The following is a 17,178-nucleotide window of genomic DNA, read 5'->3' as shown; positions in this document are numbered from 1 at the left end:
GGCGTCGTCCCCCGGCCCGTCGTCAGAGTGAGAGCGGCTGGCCGGTCGTCTCCAGGACCGCCATCCAGAGGTCGCCGTGCGGGTCGACATGGTTGCTGGTCGCCGTGGCCAGCGCTATCGGCAAGTTGATGAACCGGCCGCGACGGCTGCCCACCATCACCGACGTGAAGCCGGCCATCGCCGCGTGCGTGGCCGCCTGCGCCAACCGGGTGCAGTACACCGCGTCGAACGCGTTGGCCGGCACCGACCGGATCGCGTACCCGGGGTCGATGTAGCGCAGCGACAGCGGCAGGTCGCTCAACCCCTCGGTGAGCTGCTCGCGCAGGAACGCGCCGATGTCGCCGAGCTTGCGGTTGCCGGACGGGTCGGTGGCGGTGGACGGAGGCAGGAGATCCTGCCCCGCGCCCTCGGCGACCACGACCACCGCGTGTCCCTGGTTCGCCAGCTTCTTCCGGACGCCGTCGAGCAGCCCGTCGAGCGTGAACGGCACCTCGGGGATGAGCGTGAAGTCCACGCCCTGGGCGACCAGCGTCGCGTGGGCGGCGATGAAGCCGGAGTGCCGGCCCATCAGCTTGACCAGCCCGATGCCGTTCACGCCGGAGCTGGCCTCGGTGTGCGCGGCCTGGATCGACTCGGCGGCCCGGGCGTAGGCCGTCTGGAAGCCGAAGCTGTGGTCGATCCACGGGATGTCGTTGTCGATCGTCTTCGGGACGCCGACGACGGCGATCGGGAGGCCGCGGCGGGCCGCCTCGGCGGCGAGCATCTGCGCGCCGCGCAGCGTGCCGTCGCCGCCGACGACGAACAGCGCGTTGACCTTGTGGGCCACGAGCGTGTCGATCATCGTCGCCGGGTCTTGGCTGCCCCGGGACGTGCCCAGGATCGTGCCGCCACGGGTGTGGATGTCGCGGACCAGGTCCGGGGTGAGCCGCAGCGGCTCCGATCCGTCGGCCAGCCCTTGGTAGCCGTTCCGGAACCCGAGGACGTCACGGCAGCCGTACGCGTGCCGCAGGTGCAGCACCAGTGCCCGGATGACGTTGTTCAGACCCGGGCACAGCCCGCCGCAGGTGACGATCGCGGCGGTGACCTCGGACGGGTCGAAGAACAGCTGGCGCCGTGGCCCGCCGGGGTTGAACGCGGGAAGGTCGGCGGCGTCGACTCCCCGGTTCTTCGCCATGCCCAGGGTGTCGTCCACCAGGACCCGGTCGGTCTCGGTGACGTAATGCACCGATTCCTGCCGGTTCCCGAGAAGTTCCTGTAACGGCGTCTCCACGGTCCGTGGCCCCAACCGGGTGATCAACAGGTCTTCGTGGGTGATCGCCTGCAAGTCACTCAGTCGCACTGTTCTTCCTCACCGGTACTCAATCGCCGTTAAGCACGGTAGCGCACGGGATTAGGTACGGGAATCGATCAAGAGGGCGGGTTGTCCGCGAGTCGCACCAGCATCTTGCCGGTGTTCGCGCCGCGGAGGACGCCGAGGAACGCCGCCGGCGCCTGGTCCAGGCCGTCGACCACGGTCTCCTCGGTCCGCAGCGTCCCGTCCCGCAGCCAGCCTGCGGCCAGCCCGATCCACTCCGGGAACGTGTGCAGGTAGGAGGTGACGAGCATGCCGCGCAGCGTCACCTCCCGCCAGTACGTCCGGAACAGGTTCGGCGGACCGGGTACCGGCTCGGTCGCGTTGTAGCCGCTGATCGCGCCGACCAGGGCGAACCGCGCACCGATCCGGGCGGCGTCGATCGCGGCGACCAGGTGGTCACCGCCGACGTTGTCGAGGTAGACGTCGATGCCGTCGGGGGCGGCCCGGTGGAGCTGCTCGGCGATCGGGCCGGACCGGTAGTCGAGCGCGACGTCGAAGCCGAAGTCCGCGGTCAGCTTCCGCGCCTTCTCCGGACCGCCGGCCGAGCCGATCACCGTGCCCGCGCCGAGGTGGCGGGCGACCTGGCCGGCGACGCTCCCGACCGCGCCGGCGGCGCCGGAGACGAACACGGTGTCGCAGGGCCGGACCGGTGCGACCTCGGTCAGCGCGGCGTAGGCGGTGAGCCCGGTCGTGCCGAGCGCGCTGAGGTAGGCCTGCGGGGGAGCGAGCGCGAGGTCGACGACGGTCGCGGCGCCGGCGTCGACCACCGCGTAGTCCCGCCACCCGAAGAAGTGGGTGACGGTCGCGCCGATCGGGATCGACGGTGACCGGGACTCGACGACCTCGCCGACCGCGCTGCCCTCCAGCGGACCGCCGACGCGGAACGGCGGGAGGTAGGACGGGACGTCGTTCATCCGGCCCCGCATGTACGGGTCGACCGACATCCACGTGTTGCGGACGAGGATCTGCCCGTCGGCGAGGGCCGGAACGTCGACGTCGACGAGGTCGAAGTGCTCGAGGCCGGGTTCGCCGACCGGGCGGCCGGCGAGCCGGAGCTCCCGGCCGGTGAGCGGGGCATTCCGGCCGTCCGCGCGGGACTCGGGTGCGGTGTGCTGTGTCGTCATGCCGACCAGCCTGCGATCGGCGTCCGTTCGCAGCCAGGACCGTGCGTTGGGTACCCACGCCGTGGCTACCCTTGGTCCGGTGGACACTCGTGCGGAGTTGAGCACGTTCTTGCGGTCGCGGCGGGCCCGGTTACACCCGGAGGCCCTCGGCTTGCCCCGCTACGGCGAGCGTCGGCGCGTCCCGGGCCTGCGCCGGGAAGAGCTGGCCCAGCTCGCCGGCGTCAGCGTCACCCACTACACCCGGCTGGAGCAGGGCCACGCGGGAAGCGTGTCCGGCGAGGTCCTCGACGCGGTCGCGCGGGTGCTCCGGCTCACCGCCGACGAGCGGGAGCACCTGGGCAACCTGGTCCAGCCGCCGCGGCCGACCGGCGAGCCCGGCCCGGAGCAGGTGCGCACCGATCTGCTCTGTCTGATCGAGGGCATGGCGCACGCACCGGCGTTCGTGCACTCCCGGCTCGGCACGATCCTCGCCCGCAACGACCTCGCCGATGCGCTCTTCGGCGACCTCGACGCGCTGCCACCCGACCGCCGGACCTGGCCGCACCAGGTGTTCCTGGACGGGCCGTTCCGGTCGTTGGTCGAGGGGGAGGACCGCGAGCGGCTGGCCCGGCAGCACGCGGCGTACCTGCGGCTGTGCCTGGGCCGCTACCCGCACGACCCGGCCGTCGACGCGCTGGTCTCGTCACTCGTCGCCGAGAGTGCCGACTTCCGGCGCGTCTGGGCGGAGCATCACGTCGCGGACTGGGCGCCGCTCGTCACCCGGCTGCGTCACCCGCGGGCCGGGGAGATCGTCGCGTCCATCGACGTGATGAAGTCGGCCGGTGAGCCGGACCAGTGGCTGGTCACGTTCACGACCGAGCCGCGATCGGTCTCCCAGCAGCGTCTTCTCCGGCTGGCCCCGCAGACCACCGGCTAGCCTGCGCCCCCGTCGGCGCCGAGGGCTCCCTCGACCAGGGCGAGTGCGTGGGCGCGGCCGGGGCAGCGGTGTGGGCCGGCGCCGAACGCCAGGTCCCCGGCGAGCGGCACGGCGACGACCTCGCCTGCCTCGATCGTTACGTCGCCGACCCGGGCCGCGACGAGCGCCTGCCGCTTCGTCGTCGGCGCCGGCGGCCGGTCGCGCAGGACCTCGTCGATGGGGGCGGATCGGCACCGGTCGATCAGGTCCGCGGTGGCCCGGCACGCCTGCACGAGCAGCCCGATGCGCGCGGCGGTCGTCTCGTCACGGACGCCGCCGCAGAGCGTCACCAGCCGCTCGACGGCCGCGTCGGCCCGCCCCTCGTCCCCGGTGCTCGGCTGGTAGGCCTGCGCGACGTCCTCCACCAGGGCGACGACCGGGGCGTCGATGCCGAGCGCCGGTGTCCGCGCCGCCACCGGGTGGTCCGCCGCGGCGTCGCGGAGCGACTCCGGCGGGATCGCCGCCAGCAGCGCGACGGCCAGTGCCCGCCGCCGAGCGTGGGCGTCCCCGGTGCCGAACCGGGCGACGGTGGCGCGCAGCCAGGCGACACCGCTGGTCGCGGCGGCGACGGGCGGTACCACGAAGGTCGGATCGGTGAGTACGGCAGCGGCGTCGCTGCTCCGGATCTGCTGCATGCCGCCGACGCTAGGGCCACGACCGTTCGGTGCCCGCCGAACCGTGGACGGCACAGAATGAAGCGGTGACCACCGCCCGCGACCTCGCGTCCTTCGTGACGCTGCTCGCCGACGAGACCCGGGCCGCGATCTGCCTCGCGCTGCTCGACGGCCGCGCGTGGACCGCGGCGGAGCTGGCGGCCCACACCGGCGTGGCCCGCTCCACCGCGACCGAGCACCTGCACCGCCTGGTCGGCGGCGGCCTCCTCGCCGAGCGACGGCAGGGACGCCACCGGTACGTCCAGCTCGCCGATCCGTCCGTCGCCTACCTGCTGGAGGACCTTGCCGCGCGGGTCGAACCCCGTGCCACTCCGGTGCGCGGCCTGCGGGCGGTCACCGCGGACGCCGCGCTGCGCCGCGGCCGCACCTGCTACGACCACCTCGCCGGACGCCTGGGCGTCGCGGTGACCGACGCGATGGAGACGTCGGGACTGCTGGACCGGGCCGCGGGGTTCGCGCTCACCCCCGCCGGGGCCGCCTGGCTGACCGGGACCCTCGGCGTGGACCCGGCCGCTCTGCGCTCCGGCCGCCGTCCACTCGCCCGCGGCTGTCTGGACTGGACCGAGCGGCGCGAGCACGTCGCGGGCGTGGCCGGCGCCCGGGTGTGCGAGGCGTTCTTCGCCCACGGGTGGGTGGCCCGGATCGGCTCCGGGCGGGCCGTGCGGCTCACCCCGAGCGGCCGGACGGCCCTGTCCGACCTCCTCGGGCTGCCCGACGTCGGCTGACCGGACGCGGTTCTCCGGCCGGACCGGGTGATTCCGGTCTACGCGGTCACCCGCGCGTACGAGCCGGTGGCCAGGTCGTCCACCGCGGACGGCCGGGTCGGCACCCAGCCCAACGCCCGGGCGCGCTCCGCGGTCACCACCTGGTCGAGTCCGAGCGCCTCGGCGAACGGCGCACCGAGGTCGGCGGCCGCCTCCGCCTCGGGCCACGCCACCGCGGTCGGCTCGACGCCCGCCCCGGTGGCCGCCGCGCGGGCCAGCGCCTCCGCCGGGACACCCGGCTCGGCGATGCCGTGCAGGACGGTTCCGGCGCTCGCGCCGGTGCTGGCCAGGACGTAGAGCTCGGCGAGGTCCTCGACGTCGACCAGCGGCCAGCGCGGGCTGGTGGCCCCGCCGACCCAGCGGCCGTGGCCCAGCGTCCGGGCCCAGTCGACGAGCATCGCCGGGATGCCCACGCCCCGCCCGTGGACGACGCCCGGCCGCACGACGACGGCGCGGACGTCCCGCTCGGCCGCCGCGAGCACCCGGGCTTCGATCCGGGCCCGGGGGCCGGTGATGGCGATCGGCGCCACCGGCGAGTCCTCGTCGGCAGGCGTGTCACCGGTCCGGCCCAGTACCCAGACGCCGCTGGTCCACAGCAGCGGACGGCCGCTGCCCGCGAGCGCGTCGGCCAGCGCGTCGATCAGCGGTAGCTCGGCCTCACCGAGCGGGGCCGCGGTGTGCACGACCGCGTCGATGTCGTCCGTGACCAGCGCGGCGATGGCCTGCGGGTCCTGCAGGTCGCCGGGGACGGCGACGACGCCGGTCGGCAGCGCGGCGCCAGCGGCCGAGCGGGAGACGGCGGTGACGCGGTGACCGGCGTGAACCAGCCGGTCGACGACCGCCGAGCCGATGTAGCCGGTGGCGCCGAGGACGAGGACGTTCATGAGGTGCTCCCGAATAGCGAGGTGACGCGTAACCGGACTAGAGTCCGGATATGGACGACATTAGCGGACTCAAGTCCGGTTCTGCAACGGGGCGGCGGGATCTGCCGGTGCTCGGCGCTCCCGTGCCCGAGCGTGCGGACGCCGCCCGGAACCGGCGACGAGTGCTGGACGCCGCCGCCCGCCTGCACGCCGAGCGGGGGATCGCGGGCCTGAACATGGACGACGTGGCCGCCGCGGCCGGGGTCGGCAAGGGCACGGTCTACCGCCGCTTCGTCGACAAGGCCGGGCTGGCCGGCGCGCTACTCGACGACCGCGGACGCCAACTGCACGAGCGGCTGCTCCACGGCCCGCCGCCGCTCGGCCCCGGAGCGCCCGGGGAGGAGCGGCTCGTCGCGTTCGTCGCGGCCTATGTGGAGCACACCGTCCGGTCGCTGGACCTGGTGCTGCTGTCGGAGACCGGCACACCGGGCGGGCGCCTGGCCAAGCCGGTCTACGGGTTCTGGCGGCTGCACGTGGAGGTGCTGCTGACCGACGCGGGCGCCCCGGACCCCCGCACGCGTGCCGAGGCGCTGCTCGCGGTGCTCTCGGCCGAACAGCTGCGGCAGTGGACCCAGGTCGACCGGCGGACGGTCGAAGAGTTGTCCACGACGCTCGGCCGCCTCGGCCGCGCCCTCTGCGGCGCCTGACCGACCCGCTGTCGGGGGGATTGGTTGTCGCCGAATCCGGATGCCCCCGAGATGGCTGTCGCGCTTCCCGTGCCATGGTCCGGATAGCGCGACAACCAGTGCGCGCGCCGCCCGGAATGGGCGACAACCATGGTGCGCGCCGCCCGGAATGGGCGACAACCACTGCGTGTGCCGCCCGGAATGGGCGACAACGACCGCACCGGCCGCACCGAAACCACGACAGCCACTACGTGCGTCGCCCCGAGTGGGCGGCAACCACCCGGCGCCCTGACCCCGGCGGCCCTCAGTAGGTGTCGCGGGAGCGGACGAGGACGCGCAGGCTTACTCCGCAGGCCAGTGGTGGAGGAGGGCGTCGAGCGCGTCGAGGATTCGCGGCCAGGTCTGCTCGGGGCCGGGGGCGCTGTGGTCGAACCCGCCGGCCAGCTCCAGGCTCACGTAACCGTGGAAGACGCTGCCCAGCAGCCGGACCGCGTGCGTCCGGTCCGGCTCGCCGAGGTCGTACCCGCGCAACACCGCCCGGGTCAGCTCGGCGAGGCGGGGACCCGCGCTGGCGGCGGCCGTCTCCGAATCCAGCCGCATCCGGGCCGCGTCGTACCGGCCGGGGAACTCGCGGGCGTAGTCGCGGTAGACGCCGGAGAGCGCGTCCAGGGCGTCCTTGCCCGCCCGCCCGGCCAGCGCCGCCGCACCCCGGTCGGCCAGCTCTTCCAGGGCGAACAATGCGATCCGCGTCTTGAGGTCCTGCGAGCTCCGCACGTGCCCGTAGAGACTCGCCACCGTCACCTGGAGGCGCCGGGCGATCGCCGAGAGCGTCACCTGGTCGAAGCCCGTCTCGTCGGCCAGGTCGACGCCGGCCCGCACCACGCGGTCCAGCGTCACCCGCGCTCGCTGCTGCATGCGCCGGAGCTTAGGCCGCCGGCCGGGCCTCGCAGCGAGCGAGATCCGCGGTTTCCCCGCGGCGAACGAGGGGGACGCGCAAGGGATGACGAAGCTGATCCTGCAGACCCAGGTGTCCCTCGACGGCTACATGGGAGCGCCGGACGGCGACCTGGAATGGCTGCTGTGGCACTGGCAACAGGAGTGGCCATGGGATCCACAACTCCGGGCCTACCACGAGCAGCTCCTCAGCTCCTGCCGCGTCGCGTTGCTCAGCGGCAAGATGGCGGTCGGGCCCGGCTTCCTCGACCACTGGCACGAGGTGGCCCAGCAGAAGGGCAACCCCCAACAGAGGTTCGCCCAGTCGATCGTCGACGCCGACAAGGTGGCTTTCTCCCGGTCCGGTGGCGGCGACATCGGCTGGCCGAACACTCGCTACGCCACTCGTCCGCTAAGCGAGGAGGTCCACGCGCTCAAGCGTGCGGCGAAGACCGACCTGATCGCGTGGGGCGGTTCGGAGTTCGTGCAGTCGTTGCTGCGCGAGGACCTCGTTGACGAGGTGCACCTGCTGGTCAACCCGACGGCGCTGGGAGACGGCCTGCCGGTCTTCCCGGCGGACGGGAAGCGGCGCACCTACCACCTGGTGCACGCGACCGCGTACTCCTGCGGGGTCACGGTGCAGCGCTACGCCGTCCGGTCCTGAGCGGTCGGCGGACCCGGGCGGGCGGTGCGCACCGCGGTTCTCGGCGTGGGATACGGTACGTGCCCGTTTAGGCCTCGGAGTCGGGTTAACCACCGCGATAGCGTGGCCCCAACTGACCTTGGGAGAGTGTCGATGTCACCGCAGGAACTCCCCGTGCATCTCCGCGCCGCCGGCGTCTCGCTCGTCCTGGACGTGACCGGGCCGGTGCCGTCGGTGCTGCACTGGGGCGCCGACCTGGGTGACCTGGACGCTGCGGACCTCGAGGCCCTGCGCGCCACGGACCTGACCGAGGTACCGAACAACGCGCCCGACGATCCGCGCCGGCTGACGCTGCTCCCGACCGAGCGGGACATGTGGTCCGGTACGCCCGGTTTCGCCGGCCATCTCGCCGGCAGCCGGACGACGCCGCGCCCGTGGCTCGCGGCTCCGGTGCGGGTGACCGAGGCTCCGGCGGGCGGCGGCACGCTCGAAGCAGACCTGGTCGACGACGTCACCGGCCTGGAGATCGGGCTGGTCGTGGAGCTGACCCCGGAAGGTCTGGTGCTGGTCCGGCACACGGTGCGGCGCCCGACCGACGACGCCGACGCGGCGCAGCCCTTCGACGTCGGCGGTGTGCTGGCGCTGCTGCCGCTGCCGGCGCGGGCCACCGAGATCCTCGACTTCACCGGCCGGTGGGCCCGGGAACGGCAGCCCCAGCGGCTGCCCGTCGTCGACGGCGCCCACCGGCGCGACGTCCGGCGCGGCAAGCCGGGGGCGGACTCGCCGCACGTGCAGATGGTCGGCACCGCGGGCTTCGCGAACCGGTCGGGTGAGGTGTGGGCGCTGCACGTGGCCTGGAGCGGCGACACGTCGTGGCTGGTCGAGCGCCTCCCCGAGGGCGCGGGTACGTACCGCGCGGTGCTCGGCGGCGGCGAGCTGCTGCGCGCCGGTGAGATCCGGTTGCTGCCGGGGGAGGAGTACCGGACCCCGACCGCGTACTTCGCCTGGTCCGACCGGGGCGCCGACGGGATCGCCGATCGGTTCCACCGCCACCTCCGGGCCCGCGCCGTGCACCCGGCGCGTCCGCGCCCGGTCATCGTCAACACCTGGGAGGCGGTCTACTTCGACCACCGGCTGGAGCCGCTGCTGCAGCTCGTCGACCGCGCCGCCGAGGTCGGCGTCGAACGGTTCGTGCTCGACGACGGCTGGTTCGTCGGTCGCCGGAACGACTCGGCCGGGCTCGGCGACTGGACCGTCGACCGGGTGATCTGGCCGGAGGGCCTGCGGCCGCTGGTCGACCACGTCCGGGCACGCGGCCTGGAGTTCGGCCTGTGGTTCGAGCCCGAGATGGTCAACCTCGACTCCGAGCTGGCCCGGACGCACCCCGACTGGCTGCTCGCACCGGCGCCGGGCGTCGGCCCCGCGTCCCGGCACCAGCACGTGCTCAACGTCGCCCACCCGGACGCGTTCGAGTACCTGCTGCGGTCGATCAGCGACCTGGTGACCGAGTACGACATCGCCTACCTGAAGTGGGACCACAACCGGGAGCTGCACGAGGCGGTCTCGCGGGTCGACGGCAGGCCCGGCGTGGCCGCGCAGACACGGGCGGTCTACGCGCTCCTCGACCGGCTGCGGGAGCGCCACCCGGGCCTGGAGATCGAGTCGTGCTCGTCCGGGGGCGGCCGGGTGGACCTGGGCATCCTCGCGCGGACGGACCGGGTCTGGGCCTCGGACTGCATCGACCCGGTGGAGCGGGTGATGATCGACCGCTGGACGATGCAGCTACTGCCGCCCGAGCTGGTCGGCATGCACGTGGGCGCGCCCCGCTCGCACACCACCGGCCGGGTCACCGACCTGCCGCTCCGCCTGGCGACCGCGCTCCTCGGCCACGTCGGCGTCGAGTGGAACCTCAACGAACGCAGCCCGGACGAGCTCGCGGTGCTGCGGTCGTGGATCGAGTTCCACAAGAACATCCGGCCGCTGATCGCGTCCGGCACCGTCGTCCACGCCGACCTCGCCGACCCGCACACCACGGTCACCGGCATCGTGGACGCCGAGCGGAGCCACGCGGTGTTCGTCTGGTCCCGTACCAGCACGTCGGCGGCGACGCAGGCGGGCCGGGTGCCGCTGCCCGGCCTCGCGCCCGACCGGAAGTACGTCGTCCGCGTGGTGTCCGAGCTCGGCGAGCCGCGGTTCACCGCGCGGGTCGCCCCGCCGTGGACCGGGCAGCCGTTGGTCGTGGCCGGTGCGGTGCTGGGCTCGGTCGGGCTGCCGATGCCGACGCTCGCGCCGGCTCAGGCGATGGTCGTCGAGCTCCGCGCGGCCGACGCCTGACGTCACCCGCCCGGCCGCACCGGCGCACCGGCCTCGGAGGGCGCCGGCGCGGTGCGCCGGTAGGTGACGCGGCGGAGGAGCACCTCGAACGGTCCACGGTGTCCGGTGCGTCGCATCGTCTCGGCGAGGGCGACGGTGGCCAGCCAGGTCGTCGTCGCCAGCAACGCCGTCGAGGCGACGGTCAGCGTGCCGGAGAGATCGAGCAGGAACGGGGTGAACGCGACCGTCCAGACGACCGACTGCGCCAGGTAACACGTCATCGACCGCTGTCCGGTGGCCGCGATCGCGTCCACCAGTGGCCGGGAAGGACCGGCGTCGAGCCGGAGCGCGACCAGGCAGAGCAGCGCGGCGTAGCCGCAGCCGCCCAGGACGCCGGTCGTGTCGTGCAGCGGGCCCAGCAGTTCCAGCGTCGGCCGGTCCGGCACGCCGACCGCGCCGGCGAGGACCAACGCGACCGGCTGGGCCCCGAGCACCGCGGCGGGGATCCCGACCGCCGCCGTGACGCGGAGCAGCGTCCGGTGCCGGTCCGGCTGCTCGAGGATGCGCCGCCGTCCCGCCCACAGGCCGAGGGCGAACGGGGCCGCGAAGCCGAGCGGACCCAGCAGCGCCACGTACGCGGAGATCGCCGGCCGGGCGGTGAGCATCGTGAGCAGGTCCGGCGGGAGCATCGTGACGTGCGGCGGGTCGGCGCTGATCGACAGCGAGCCGTCGCCCGGTAGCGCACCGAGGGCGAAGAACACCCCGGCCGTGATCAGCAACCGCCGGTCCGGCCAGCGCACCAGCCAGGCACCGAAGAACAGCAGGACGCCGTAGGCCGCCAGGATGTCGCCGACGTAGAGCAGCACCGCGTGGAGGAACCCGACCACGACGAGCCCGGCGCTGCGCCGCCACAGCAGTCGACGCACGGCACGCGGACCGAGCCGCTCCTGCCTGGCCGCGATCCGGGCGACCCCGTACCCGAACAGCAGCCCGAACATCGGAAACGCCCGTCCGTCGACGAACGTCGCGATGAACCAGGTGACGGCCGCGTCGAGGCCGTCGGTGCCCTGGGGGTAACCGCCGAGGACCGACGGGGCCCGCAGGAAGTAGTGCGAGTTGGCCAGCGCGATGCAGAGCAGCATCACCCCGCGGGCCAGATCCGGACCCAGGGCCCGGGAGACGACCGGAACGGGGCCCTGCGTCTGCGGAGTCGGTGTCTTCTGCGCGGTCATGCCACCAGCGAATCGGCTCGCGAACCTCGCCCGCTGCGGGCATTGGTCGGGGCGGCATCGACTCAAGTCGATCCCGGCCATGAGACGCGGCCATGAGACGGCGCGACCCCGCTAGTGCGCACCGACCTGATGATGACGAGACTGGGAGTTGTCAGCAGGCGACGAAGGAGGTCCGATGGCGGACGAGCGCGGAGGGGTCCGGTTCCCCGAGGTCGACGGTCGGCGGAGTTCGTCGCGGACCGGCGCGGACATCGTCGCCGACTCGCTCGCCGGTGTCGACGCCGAGCTCGCCGCGCAGGTCCGCGCCGCGTCCGACTGGCGCCGCCGCTACCTGGAGTTCTTCGCCGCCTCCACGCGAGCGAGCGCGCGCGCCAAGGACTCGGTGGCGATCGCCGAGCAGGGGCTGCAGGCGGCGTGGGACCGGATGGTGTACCGCGCGGCGGACGGCACCGAGACGTCGCTCGCCACCTGGTTCCGCGAGACGCCGGACCCGGCACCGGCCGCGCTGGGGACCGAGCGGATCGACGGCACGGACACCGCGCTGACCCGGCTGGAGGTGCCGTACCACGGCGAAACGTTGCACGGCGTCGCGCTCGAGCGTCAGCTGCGGGAGTGGGTGCGGCGAGGCGTGGTCGAGCCGGGCTTCGCCGAGGCGGTGCAGCACGTCCTCGACGCACCGGAGTTACTGTCGCTGCCGGGCCACGAGGTCGTCCTGGTCGGGGCCGGTGCGGAGATTGGCCCGCTGGAGTGCCTACTGCGCTGGGGCGCTCACGTGGTCGCGATCGACGTCCCGGGGGAGCGGGTGTGGGATCGCATCCGCGGGCTCGCGTCGGCCGGAACGCTCACGTTCCCGGTGGACGCCACGAGCGGCGCGTCCGGCGTCGACGTCGGGGCCCAGGTCGCCGAGCTGTCCGGCTGGCTCACCGCGCGCCTGCGCGACGACGCGGTGCCGGTGCTCGCCGGTCACGCCTACGCCGACGGCGCCACGCACGTAGAGATCACCGTCGCCGCCGACGTGCTGGCCCACACGCTGACGACCGCACGGCCGGACGCGGTCCTCGCCTACCTGCACACCCCGACCGACAGCTTCCTGGTGCCGGCCGACGCGGTGGCGCAGGCGCGCGACCGCGGACGGTCGCGGCGATGGAACGGGCCGGCCCACCGCGCCGCCGCGGTGGCGACCGGACGGCGCCTGTTCCAGCCCGCCTACGAGGAGACCTACGTCGACGACACCGGCCGCACCTGGGGACTCTCGGACACACTCGTCGACATCCAGGGGCCGAACTACGCGCTGGCCAAGCGGGTGCAGCGGTGGCGCGCGGTGGCGGCGAACCACGCCGGGCGCCGGGTCTCCAGCACGGTCGCCCCGGCCTCGTGGACGCGCTCGGTGACGAAGAACCGCATGCTGGCCGCCGCCTACGCCGGAGCGGGGCTCTTCGGCGTCGAGATCTTCCGCCCGGAGACGGCCCGCGCGCTCGCCGCGGCCAAGCTGGTGGCCGACACGTTCCGGCCGCAGGCACCCGCCGACGCCCACCCGGAGAGCGTGTTCTGCGACGCCGCACACGGCGGGCTCTGGCGGCAGCCGTTCGAACCGCGCAGCGCGTTGACGGTCGCCGCGCTCCTCGGCGGCCCGAAGACCCTGCTGAAGCGCGCGCGCTGAGCTCCGGGCGCCCACCCGCGGTCAGCCGACCCGGCCGCGGACGGTCCAGGCGCCGCCGGTCAGCGTGACCGGACCGGCGCCCAGCTGTTCGGCCAGCATGCCCCGGAGTGCCCGACGACGCTCCGGGGACAGCGTCCGTACGTAGCCGGGTGCCGGGCCCTGGCCGCCGAGGAACGGCTCCCAGTAGTCGTCGAACGAGACGAATCGCAGCGGGACGTCGATCGGGGTGACCGTCACGTCCGCGAGCCCGGCATCGGTCCACAACGCACCGAGCGGCTCGGGGTGGCAGAGCGGGAACCGTCGCGCTTCGTCCTGCGGCGCGGCGTCCGGATCGAGGCCCACCGCGGCGTCCCAGAACGTCCGGATCATCGTCATGCGGTCGGCGTAGTCCCAGACGTAGGCCGCCACGGTTCCGCCGCCGACGGTGACCCGGGCGAACTCGGCCACCGCGCGCCTGGGGTCCGGGACGAAGTTGAGCGCCAAGCCACTGACCACGGCGTCCACCGAGCGCGCGGCGACCGGGAGCGCCTGTGCGTCCCCGACCAGGAAGCGGGCCTGGTCGCCCGCGGTTTGCCTCCGGGCCGTGCCGAGGAACTGCGCCGAGGGATCGAGACCGACCACGCCTGCCGGGTCGGTCAGCGCGAGGATTCGGGAGGTCAGCGCGCCGGTGCCGCAGCCGACGTCGAGCCAGCGCAGGCCGGGTGCGAGCGCGAGCCGGCGCAGGAACTCCGCCGCGACCGGGCGGCTCCACCGGCCGACGTACGCGTCGTACGCCGCCGCGACGGCCCAGGTCTCCGGGGGGATGTCGCTCACCCGTTCCGGGGTTGGCGCGGCACCGGCTCGAGCTCCTCGAAGACCAGCCAGGTCCGGGTGCTCAGGACGCCGTCGATGGCTTGGATCTCGTCCAGCACCAGGCGTCGCAGCTCGGCGTTGTCGCGGGTCCGTACCAGCAGGATCACGTCGAACTCCCCTCCGACCAGACCGATGTGGATCACGCCGGGCAGCGCCTGCAGGCGGCCGCGCAGCGTCCGCCACTCGTGTTGGCTCAGGTTGAGGGTGACGTACGCGGTGGTCCCGAGCCCGACGGCGACCGGATCGACGTCCGCGGAGAAGCCCCGGATCACCCCGGTGTCCCGGAGCCGCTCGACCCGCGCGTAGGCGTTTGCCCGGGAGATGTGGACGTGTTCGGCGAGCGTGCGCATCGAGAGGCGACCGTCCGCGGTCAGGGCGGCCAGGATCCGCCGATCGACGTCGTCCAGGTCCGTTGCCATGTGTCTCGCAGGCCTCCTCGGATCGCTGCCGGTGATGGACGAATGGCCTCCGGATCGCCTCGAAGAAACGACCTTTTCTCGTCCTCACCGGCCCAGGCTCCACCGTTTGTCGCCGGGAGGAGCATCAGTTCATGACACGTGATCCTGCTCACTTTCTGCCCTCGGCGGAGCCGGTCGCGCTGATCGACGCGTCCGGGATCCCGACCGGGTCGCGCCAGGCGGAGCTCCCCGCCCCGGCCGACCTCCTCCGGGCCTACGCCGGCCTCGTGATCGGCCGCCGGTTCAACGAGCAGGCGGACGCGCTGGCCCGGCAGGGCCGGCTGGCCGTCTACCCGTCCTCGTACGGACAGGAGGCCTGCCAGGTCGCGGCGGCCCAGGTCCTGGCGCCCGAGGACTGGCTGTTCCCGACCTACCGGGACGCGGTCGCGGTGATCGCGCGGGGCGTCGACCCGGCCGCGACGCTGACGCTGTTCCGGGGCGACTGGCACAGCGGTTACGACCCGCACCGGCACCGCGTCGCCCCGCAGGCCACGCCGCTCGCCACCCAGCTGACGCAGGCGGTCGGCGTCGCCCACGCGGCCCGGCTGCGCGGTGAGCCGACCGTCGTCCTCGCGCTCTGCGGCGACGGCGCCACCAGCGAGGGCGACTTCGCCGAGGCCCTGAACTTCGCCGCGGTGTTCGCCGCCCCGGTCGTGTTCTTCGTGCAGAACAACCAGTACGCGATCTCGGTGCCGCTGTCCCGGCAGTCGGCCGCCCCGTCGCTGGCCCACAAGGGCGTCGGCTTCGGCATGCCGAGCGAGCGGGTCGACGGGAACGACGTCGCGGCGCTGCTCGCGGTGGTCGGCGCGGCGGTCCGGCGGGCCCGGGCCGGCGAGGGCCCCCAGCTGATCGAGGCGCACACCTACCGGGTTCAGGCGCACACCAACGCCGACGACCCCGGCCGCTACCGATCCCCCGAGGAGGAGGCGACCTGGGCCGCGCGGGATCCGCTGACCCGGCTGGCGGCCTACCTGCGGGGGGCCGGGCTGCTCGACGACGACGCCCAGGTCCGCTTCGACACCGAGGCCGAGCGGGTCGCGACCGCGCTGCGCACCGGGTCGGCCGAGCGGCGGACACCCGACCCGACGCGTCTGTTCGCCTCGGTCTACTCGGTGCCGACCCCGCAGTTGGAGGAGCAGGCAGCGCTGGTGCTCGACGAGCTGAGCCGGGAGGTGGAGGTCTGATGGAGAAGCTCTCGATGGCCGGTGCGATCAACCGGGCACTGCGGGACGCGATGGCCGAGGACGACACGGTGGTGGTGTTCGGCGAAGACGTCGGTCCACTGGGTGGCGTCTTCCGGGTCACCGACGGGCTGAGCGCGGAGTTCGGGCCGGAGCGGTGCTTCGACACCCCGCTGGCCGAGTCCGGCATCGTCGGAATGGCGGTGGGCATGGCGATGAACGGGTTCCGGCCGGTCGTCGAGATGCAGTTCGACGCGTTCGCGTACCCGGCCTTCGAGCAGATCGTCAGCCACGTGGCGAAGATGCGGAACCGGACCGCGGGGGCGGTCACGTTGCCGCTGGTCATCCGGGTCCCGTACGGCGGCGGGATCGGCGGCGTCGAACACCACTGCGACTCGTCCGAGGCCTACTACGCGCACACGCCCGGCCTGCGGGTCTTCACCCCCGCCACGGCGGCGGACGCGTACGGGCTGCTGCGATCGGCGATCGCCGGATCGGATCCGGTCGTCTTCCTCGAACCCAAGAAGCTCTACTGGACGAAGGAGGAGCTCGATCCGTCGGCCGCGGTGCCACCCGCCGGGCAGGCCGTCGTGCGGCGGCCGGGAACCGACGTCACGCTCGTCGCCTACGGGCCGTCGGTGCCGGTGGCGCTGGACGCGGCGGAGGTCGCGGCCACCGAGGGGCGGAGCATCGAGGTCGTCGACGTGCGGACGATCGTGCCGTTCGACGACGCAGGAGTGTGCGCGTCGGTCGAGCGTACCGGCCGGGCGGTGGTCGTCGCGGAGGCACCGGGGTTCGCCAGCGTCGCGTCGGAGATCGCGGCCCGGGTCTCCGAGCGGTGTTTCCCGGCGCTCGCCGCGCCGGTGCGGCGGGTGACCGGCCTGGACATCCCGTACCCGCCACCGGCGTACGAGGCGTTCCACCTGCCGAGCGTCGACCGGATCCTCGATGTCGTGGACGACCTGCAGTGGGAGGACGAGCTGTGAGTGCGTCGGTGGCGCAGTTCCGGATGCCCGACCTGGGCGAAGGGCTGACCGAAGCCGAGATCGTGCGCTGGCTGGTCGCCGCGGGCGATCACGTGCGGATGGACCAGCCCGTGGTGGAGGTGGAGACCGCGAAGGCCGTCGTGGAGGTCCCAACGCCGTTCGCCGGCACGGTGACCGCGGTGCACGCGGCGGCCGGCACCGTGCGGGTGGGGGAGCCGCTGCTCTCGGTCGCGGTGGGGGAGGAAGCCGTGGCCGCGGCTCCCGGCGCCGGCTCGGCTCCCGGCGCCGGCTCGGCCGCCGGCGCCGAGTCGCGGGGCGGATCGGGGAGCGTGCTCGTGGGGTACGGCACCGNCCCGGCGCCGGCCCGACCGCCGGCGCCGAGTCGCGGGGCGGATCGGGGAGCGTGCTCGTGGGGTACGGCACCGGCGCGGCGACCGGGCCGCGGCGCCGCCACCGCCCCCGCACGCGCCGCGCGCCCGCTCGAACCGCCGGGAGCGCCG

Annotated in this window: 17 protein-coding genes; 9 read left to right on the top strand and 8 right to left on the bottom strand. The window is 74.0% G+C overall.

Features of this window, described 5'->3' with window-relative positions; translation table 11 throughout:
- Window positions 1-22 precede the first annotated feature (22 nt).
- Both ABEB28_RS35025 and ABEB28_RS35020 read right to left on the bottom strand, forming a co-directional pair.
- On the bottom strand, window positions 23-1,339 hold the full coding sequence (locus tag ABEB28_RS35025; protein ID WP_345732567.1) for an ATP-dependent 6-phosphofructokinase: 1,317 nt from the start codon (window positions 1,337-1,339) through the stop codon (window positions 23-25).
- 68 nt (window positions 1,340-1,407) lie between these two features.
- Window positions 1,408-2,478 (bottom strand): NADP-dependent oxidoreductase, encoded by a 1,071-nt coding sequence (locus ABEB28_RS35020; protein WP_345732566.1) that lies wholly within the window; start codon window positions 2,476-2,478, stop codon window positions 1,408-1,410.
- Window positions 2,479-2,557: 79 nt separating this feature from the next.
- Here ABEB28_RS35020 and ABEB28_RS35015 point away from each other — a divergent pair, with 79 nt between their 5' ends.
- Complete coding sequence (locus ABEB28_RS35015) at window positions 2,558-3,394, top strand: helix-turn-helix domain-containing protein (protein ID WP_345732565.1); 837 nt, start codon at window positions 2,558-2,560, stop codon at window positions 3,392-3,394.
- Here the strand turns inward: ABEB28_RS35015 and ABEB28_RS35010 are convergent.
- Window positions 3,391-4,068: a hypothetical protein gene (locus ABEB28_RS35010; RefSeq protein WP_345732564.1), complete on the bottom strand. Its 678-nt coding sequence runs from the start codon at window positions 4,066-4,068 to the stop codon at window positions 3,391-3,393. The genes ABEB28_RS35015 and ABEB28_RS35010 overlap by 4 nt on opposite strands.
- Before the next feature lie 65 nt (window positions 4,069-4,133).
- Between ABEB28_RS35010 and ABEB28_RS35005 the strand changes: the two genes are divergently transcribed.
- A complete protein-coding gene (locus ABEB28_RS35005; protein ID WP_345732563.1) occupies window positions 4,134-4,832 on the top strand; it encodes an ArsR/SmtB family transcription factor in 699 nt (232 codons plus the stop codon).
- Window positions 4,833-4,870: 38 nt separating this feature from the next.
- Here the strand turns inward: ABEB28_RS35005 and ABEB28_RS35000 are convergent, their stop codons facing one another.
- Complete coding sequence (locus ABEB28_RS35000; RefSeq protein ID WP_345732562.1) at window positions 4,871-5,755, bottom strand: NAD-dependent epimerase/dehydratase family protein; 885 nt, start codon at window positions 5,753-5,755, stop codon at window positions 4,871-4,873.
- A 50-nt stretch (window positions 5,756-5,805) separates the two neighbouring features.
- On the opposite strand from ABEB28_RS35000, the gene ABEB28_RS34995 reads away from it, so the two are divergent.
- On the top strand, window positions 5,806-6,441 hold the full coding sequence (locus tag ABEB28_RS34995) for a TetR/AcrR family transcriptional regulator (RefSeq protein WP_345732561.1): 636 nt from the start codon (window positions 5,806-5,808) through the stop codon (window positions 6,439-6,441).
- A gap of 321 nt (window positions 6,442-6,762) precedes the next feature.
- Here the strand turns inward: ABEB28_RS34995 and ABEB28_RS34990 are convergent, their stop codons facing one another.
- Window positions 6,763-7,335 (bottom strand): TetR/AcrR family transcriptional regulator, encoded by a 573-nt coding sequence (locus tag ABEB28_RS34990; RefSeq protein WP_345732560.1) that lies wholly within the window; start codon window positions 7,333-7,335, stop codon window positions 6,763-6,765.
- An 85-nt stretch (window positions 7,336-7,420) separates the two neighbouring features.
- Between ABEB28_RS34990 and ABEB28_RS34985 the strand changes: the two genes are divergently transcribed.
- Window positions 7,421-8,017 (top strand): dihydrofolate reductase family protein, encoded by a 597-nt coding sequence (locus ABEB28_RS34985; protein ID WP_345732559.1) that lies wholly within the window; start codon window positions 7,421-7,423, stop codon window positions 8,015-8,017.
- A gap of 132 nt (window positions 8,018-8,149) precedes the next feature.
- Complete coding sequence (locus ABEB28_RS34980) at window positions 8,150-10,330, top strand: alpha-galactosidase (RefSeq protein WP_345732558.1); 2,181 nt, start codon at window positions 8,150-8,152, stop codon at window positions 10,328-10,330.
- A gap of 2 nt (window positions 10,331-10,332) precedes the next feature.
- Here the strand turns inward: ABEB28_RS34980 and ABEB28_RS34975 are convergent, their stop codons facing one another.
- Entirely contained in the window at window positions 10,333-11,541 is a 1,209-nt protein-coding gene (locus ABEB28_RS34975; protein ID WP_345732557.1) for a DUF418 domain-containing protein, read from the bottom strand.
- 175 nt (window positions 11,542-11,716) lie between these two features.
- Here ABEB28_RS34975 and ABEB28_RS34970 point away from each other — a divergent pair, with 175 nt between their 5' ends.
- Window positions 11,717-13,201 (top strand): hypothetical protein, encoded by a 1,485-nt coding sequence (locus ABEB28_RS34970; RefSeq protein ID WP_345732556.1) that lies wholly within the window; start codon window positions 11,717-11,719, stop codon window positions 13,199-13,201.
- Between the two features lie 21 nt (window positions 13,202-13,222).
- Here the strand turns inward: ABEB28_RS34970 and ABEB28_RS34965 are convergent, their stop codons facing one another.
- Window positions 13,223-14,014: a class I SAM-dependent methyltransferase gene (locus tag ABEB28_RS34965; protein ID WP_345732555.1), complete on the bottom strand. Its 792-nt coding sequence runs from the start codon at window positions 14,012-14,014 to the stop codon at window positions 13,223-13,225.
- Window positions 14,011-14,472 (bottom strand): Lrp/AsnC family transcriptional regulator, encoded by a 462-nt coding sequence (locus ABEB28_RS34960; protein WP_345732554.1) that lies wholly within the window; start codon window positions 14,470-14,472, stop codon window positions 14,011-14,013. Before ABEB28_RS34960 ends, ABEB28_RS34965 begins: the two co-directional genes overlap by 4 nt.
- Before the next feature lie 131 nt (window positions 14,473-14,603).
- Between ABEB28_RS34960 and ABEB28_RS34955 the strand changes: the two genes are divergently transcribed.
- From ABEB28_RS34955 to ABEB28_RS34945, 3 genes are all read left to right on the top strand, one after another.
- A complete protein-coding gene (locus ABEB28_RS34955) occupies window positions 14,604-15,695 on the top strand; it encodes a thiamine pyrophosphate-dependent enzyme (protein WP_345732553.1) in 1,092 nt (363 codons plus the stop codon).
- Entirely contained in the window at window positions 15,695-16,678 is a 984-nt protein-coding gene (locus ABEB28_RS34950; RefSeq protein ID WP_345732552.1) for an alpha-ketoacid dehydrogenase subunit beta, read from the top strand. The genes ABEB28_RS34955 and ABEB28_RS34950 overlap by 1 nt, the downstream gene beginning before the upstream one ends.
- 23 nt (window positions 16,679-16,701) lie before the next feature.
- The coding region (locus ABEB28_RS34945; RefSeq protein ID WP_345732600.1) for a biotin/lipoyl-containing protein at window positions 16,702-17,178 on the top strand (477 nt) is incomplete at its 3' end.

The sequence above is a fragment of the Cryptosporangium minutisporangium genome (assembly GCF_039536245.1).
Taxonomy (GTDB): Bacteria; Actinomycetota; Actinomycetes; order Mycobacteriales; family Cryptosporangiaceae; genus Cryptosporangium; species Cryptosporangium minutisporangium.
This window is presented reverse-complemented; position numbering and strand designations above follow the sequence as displayed.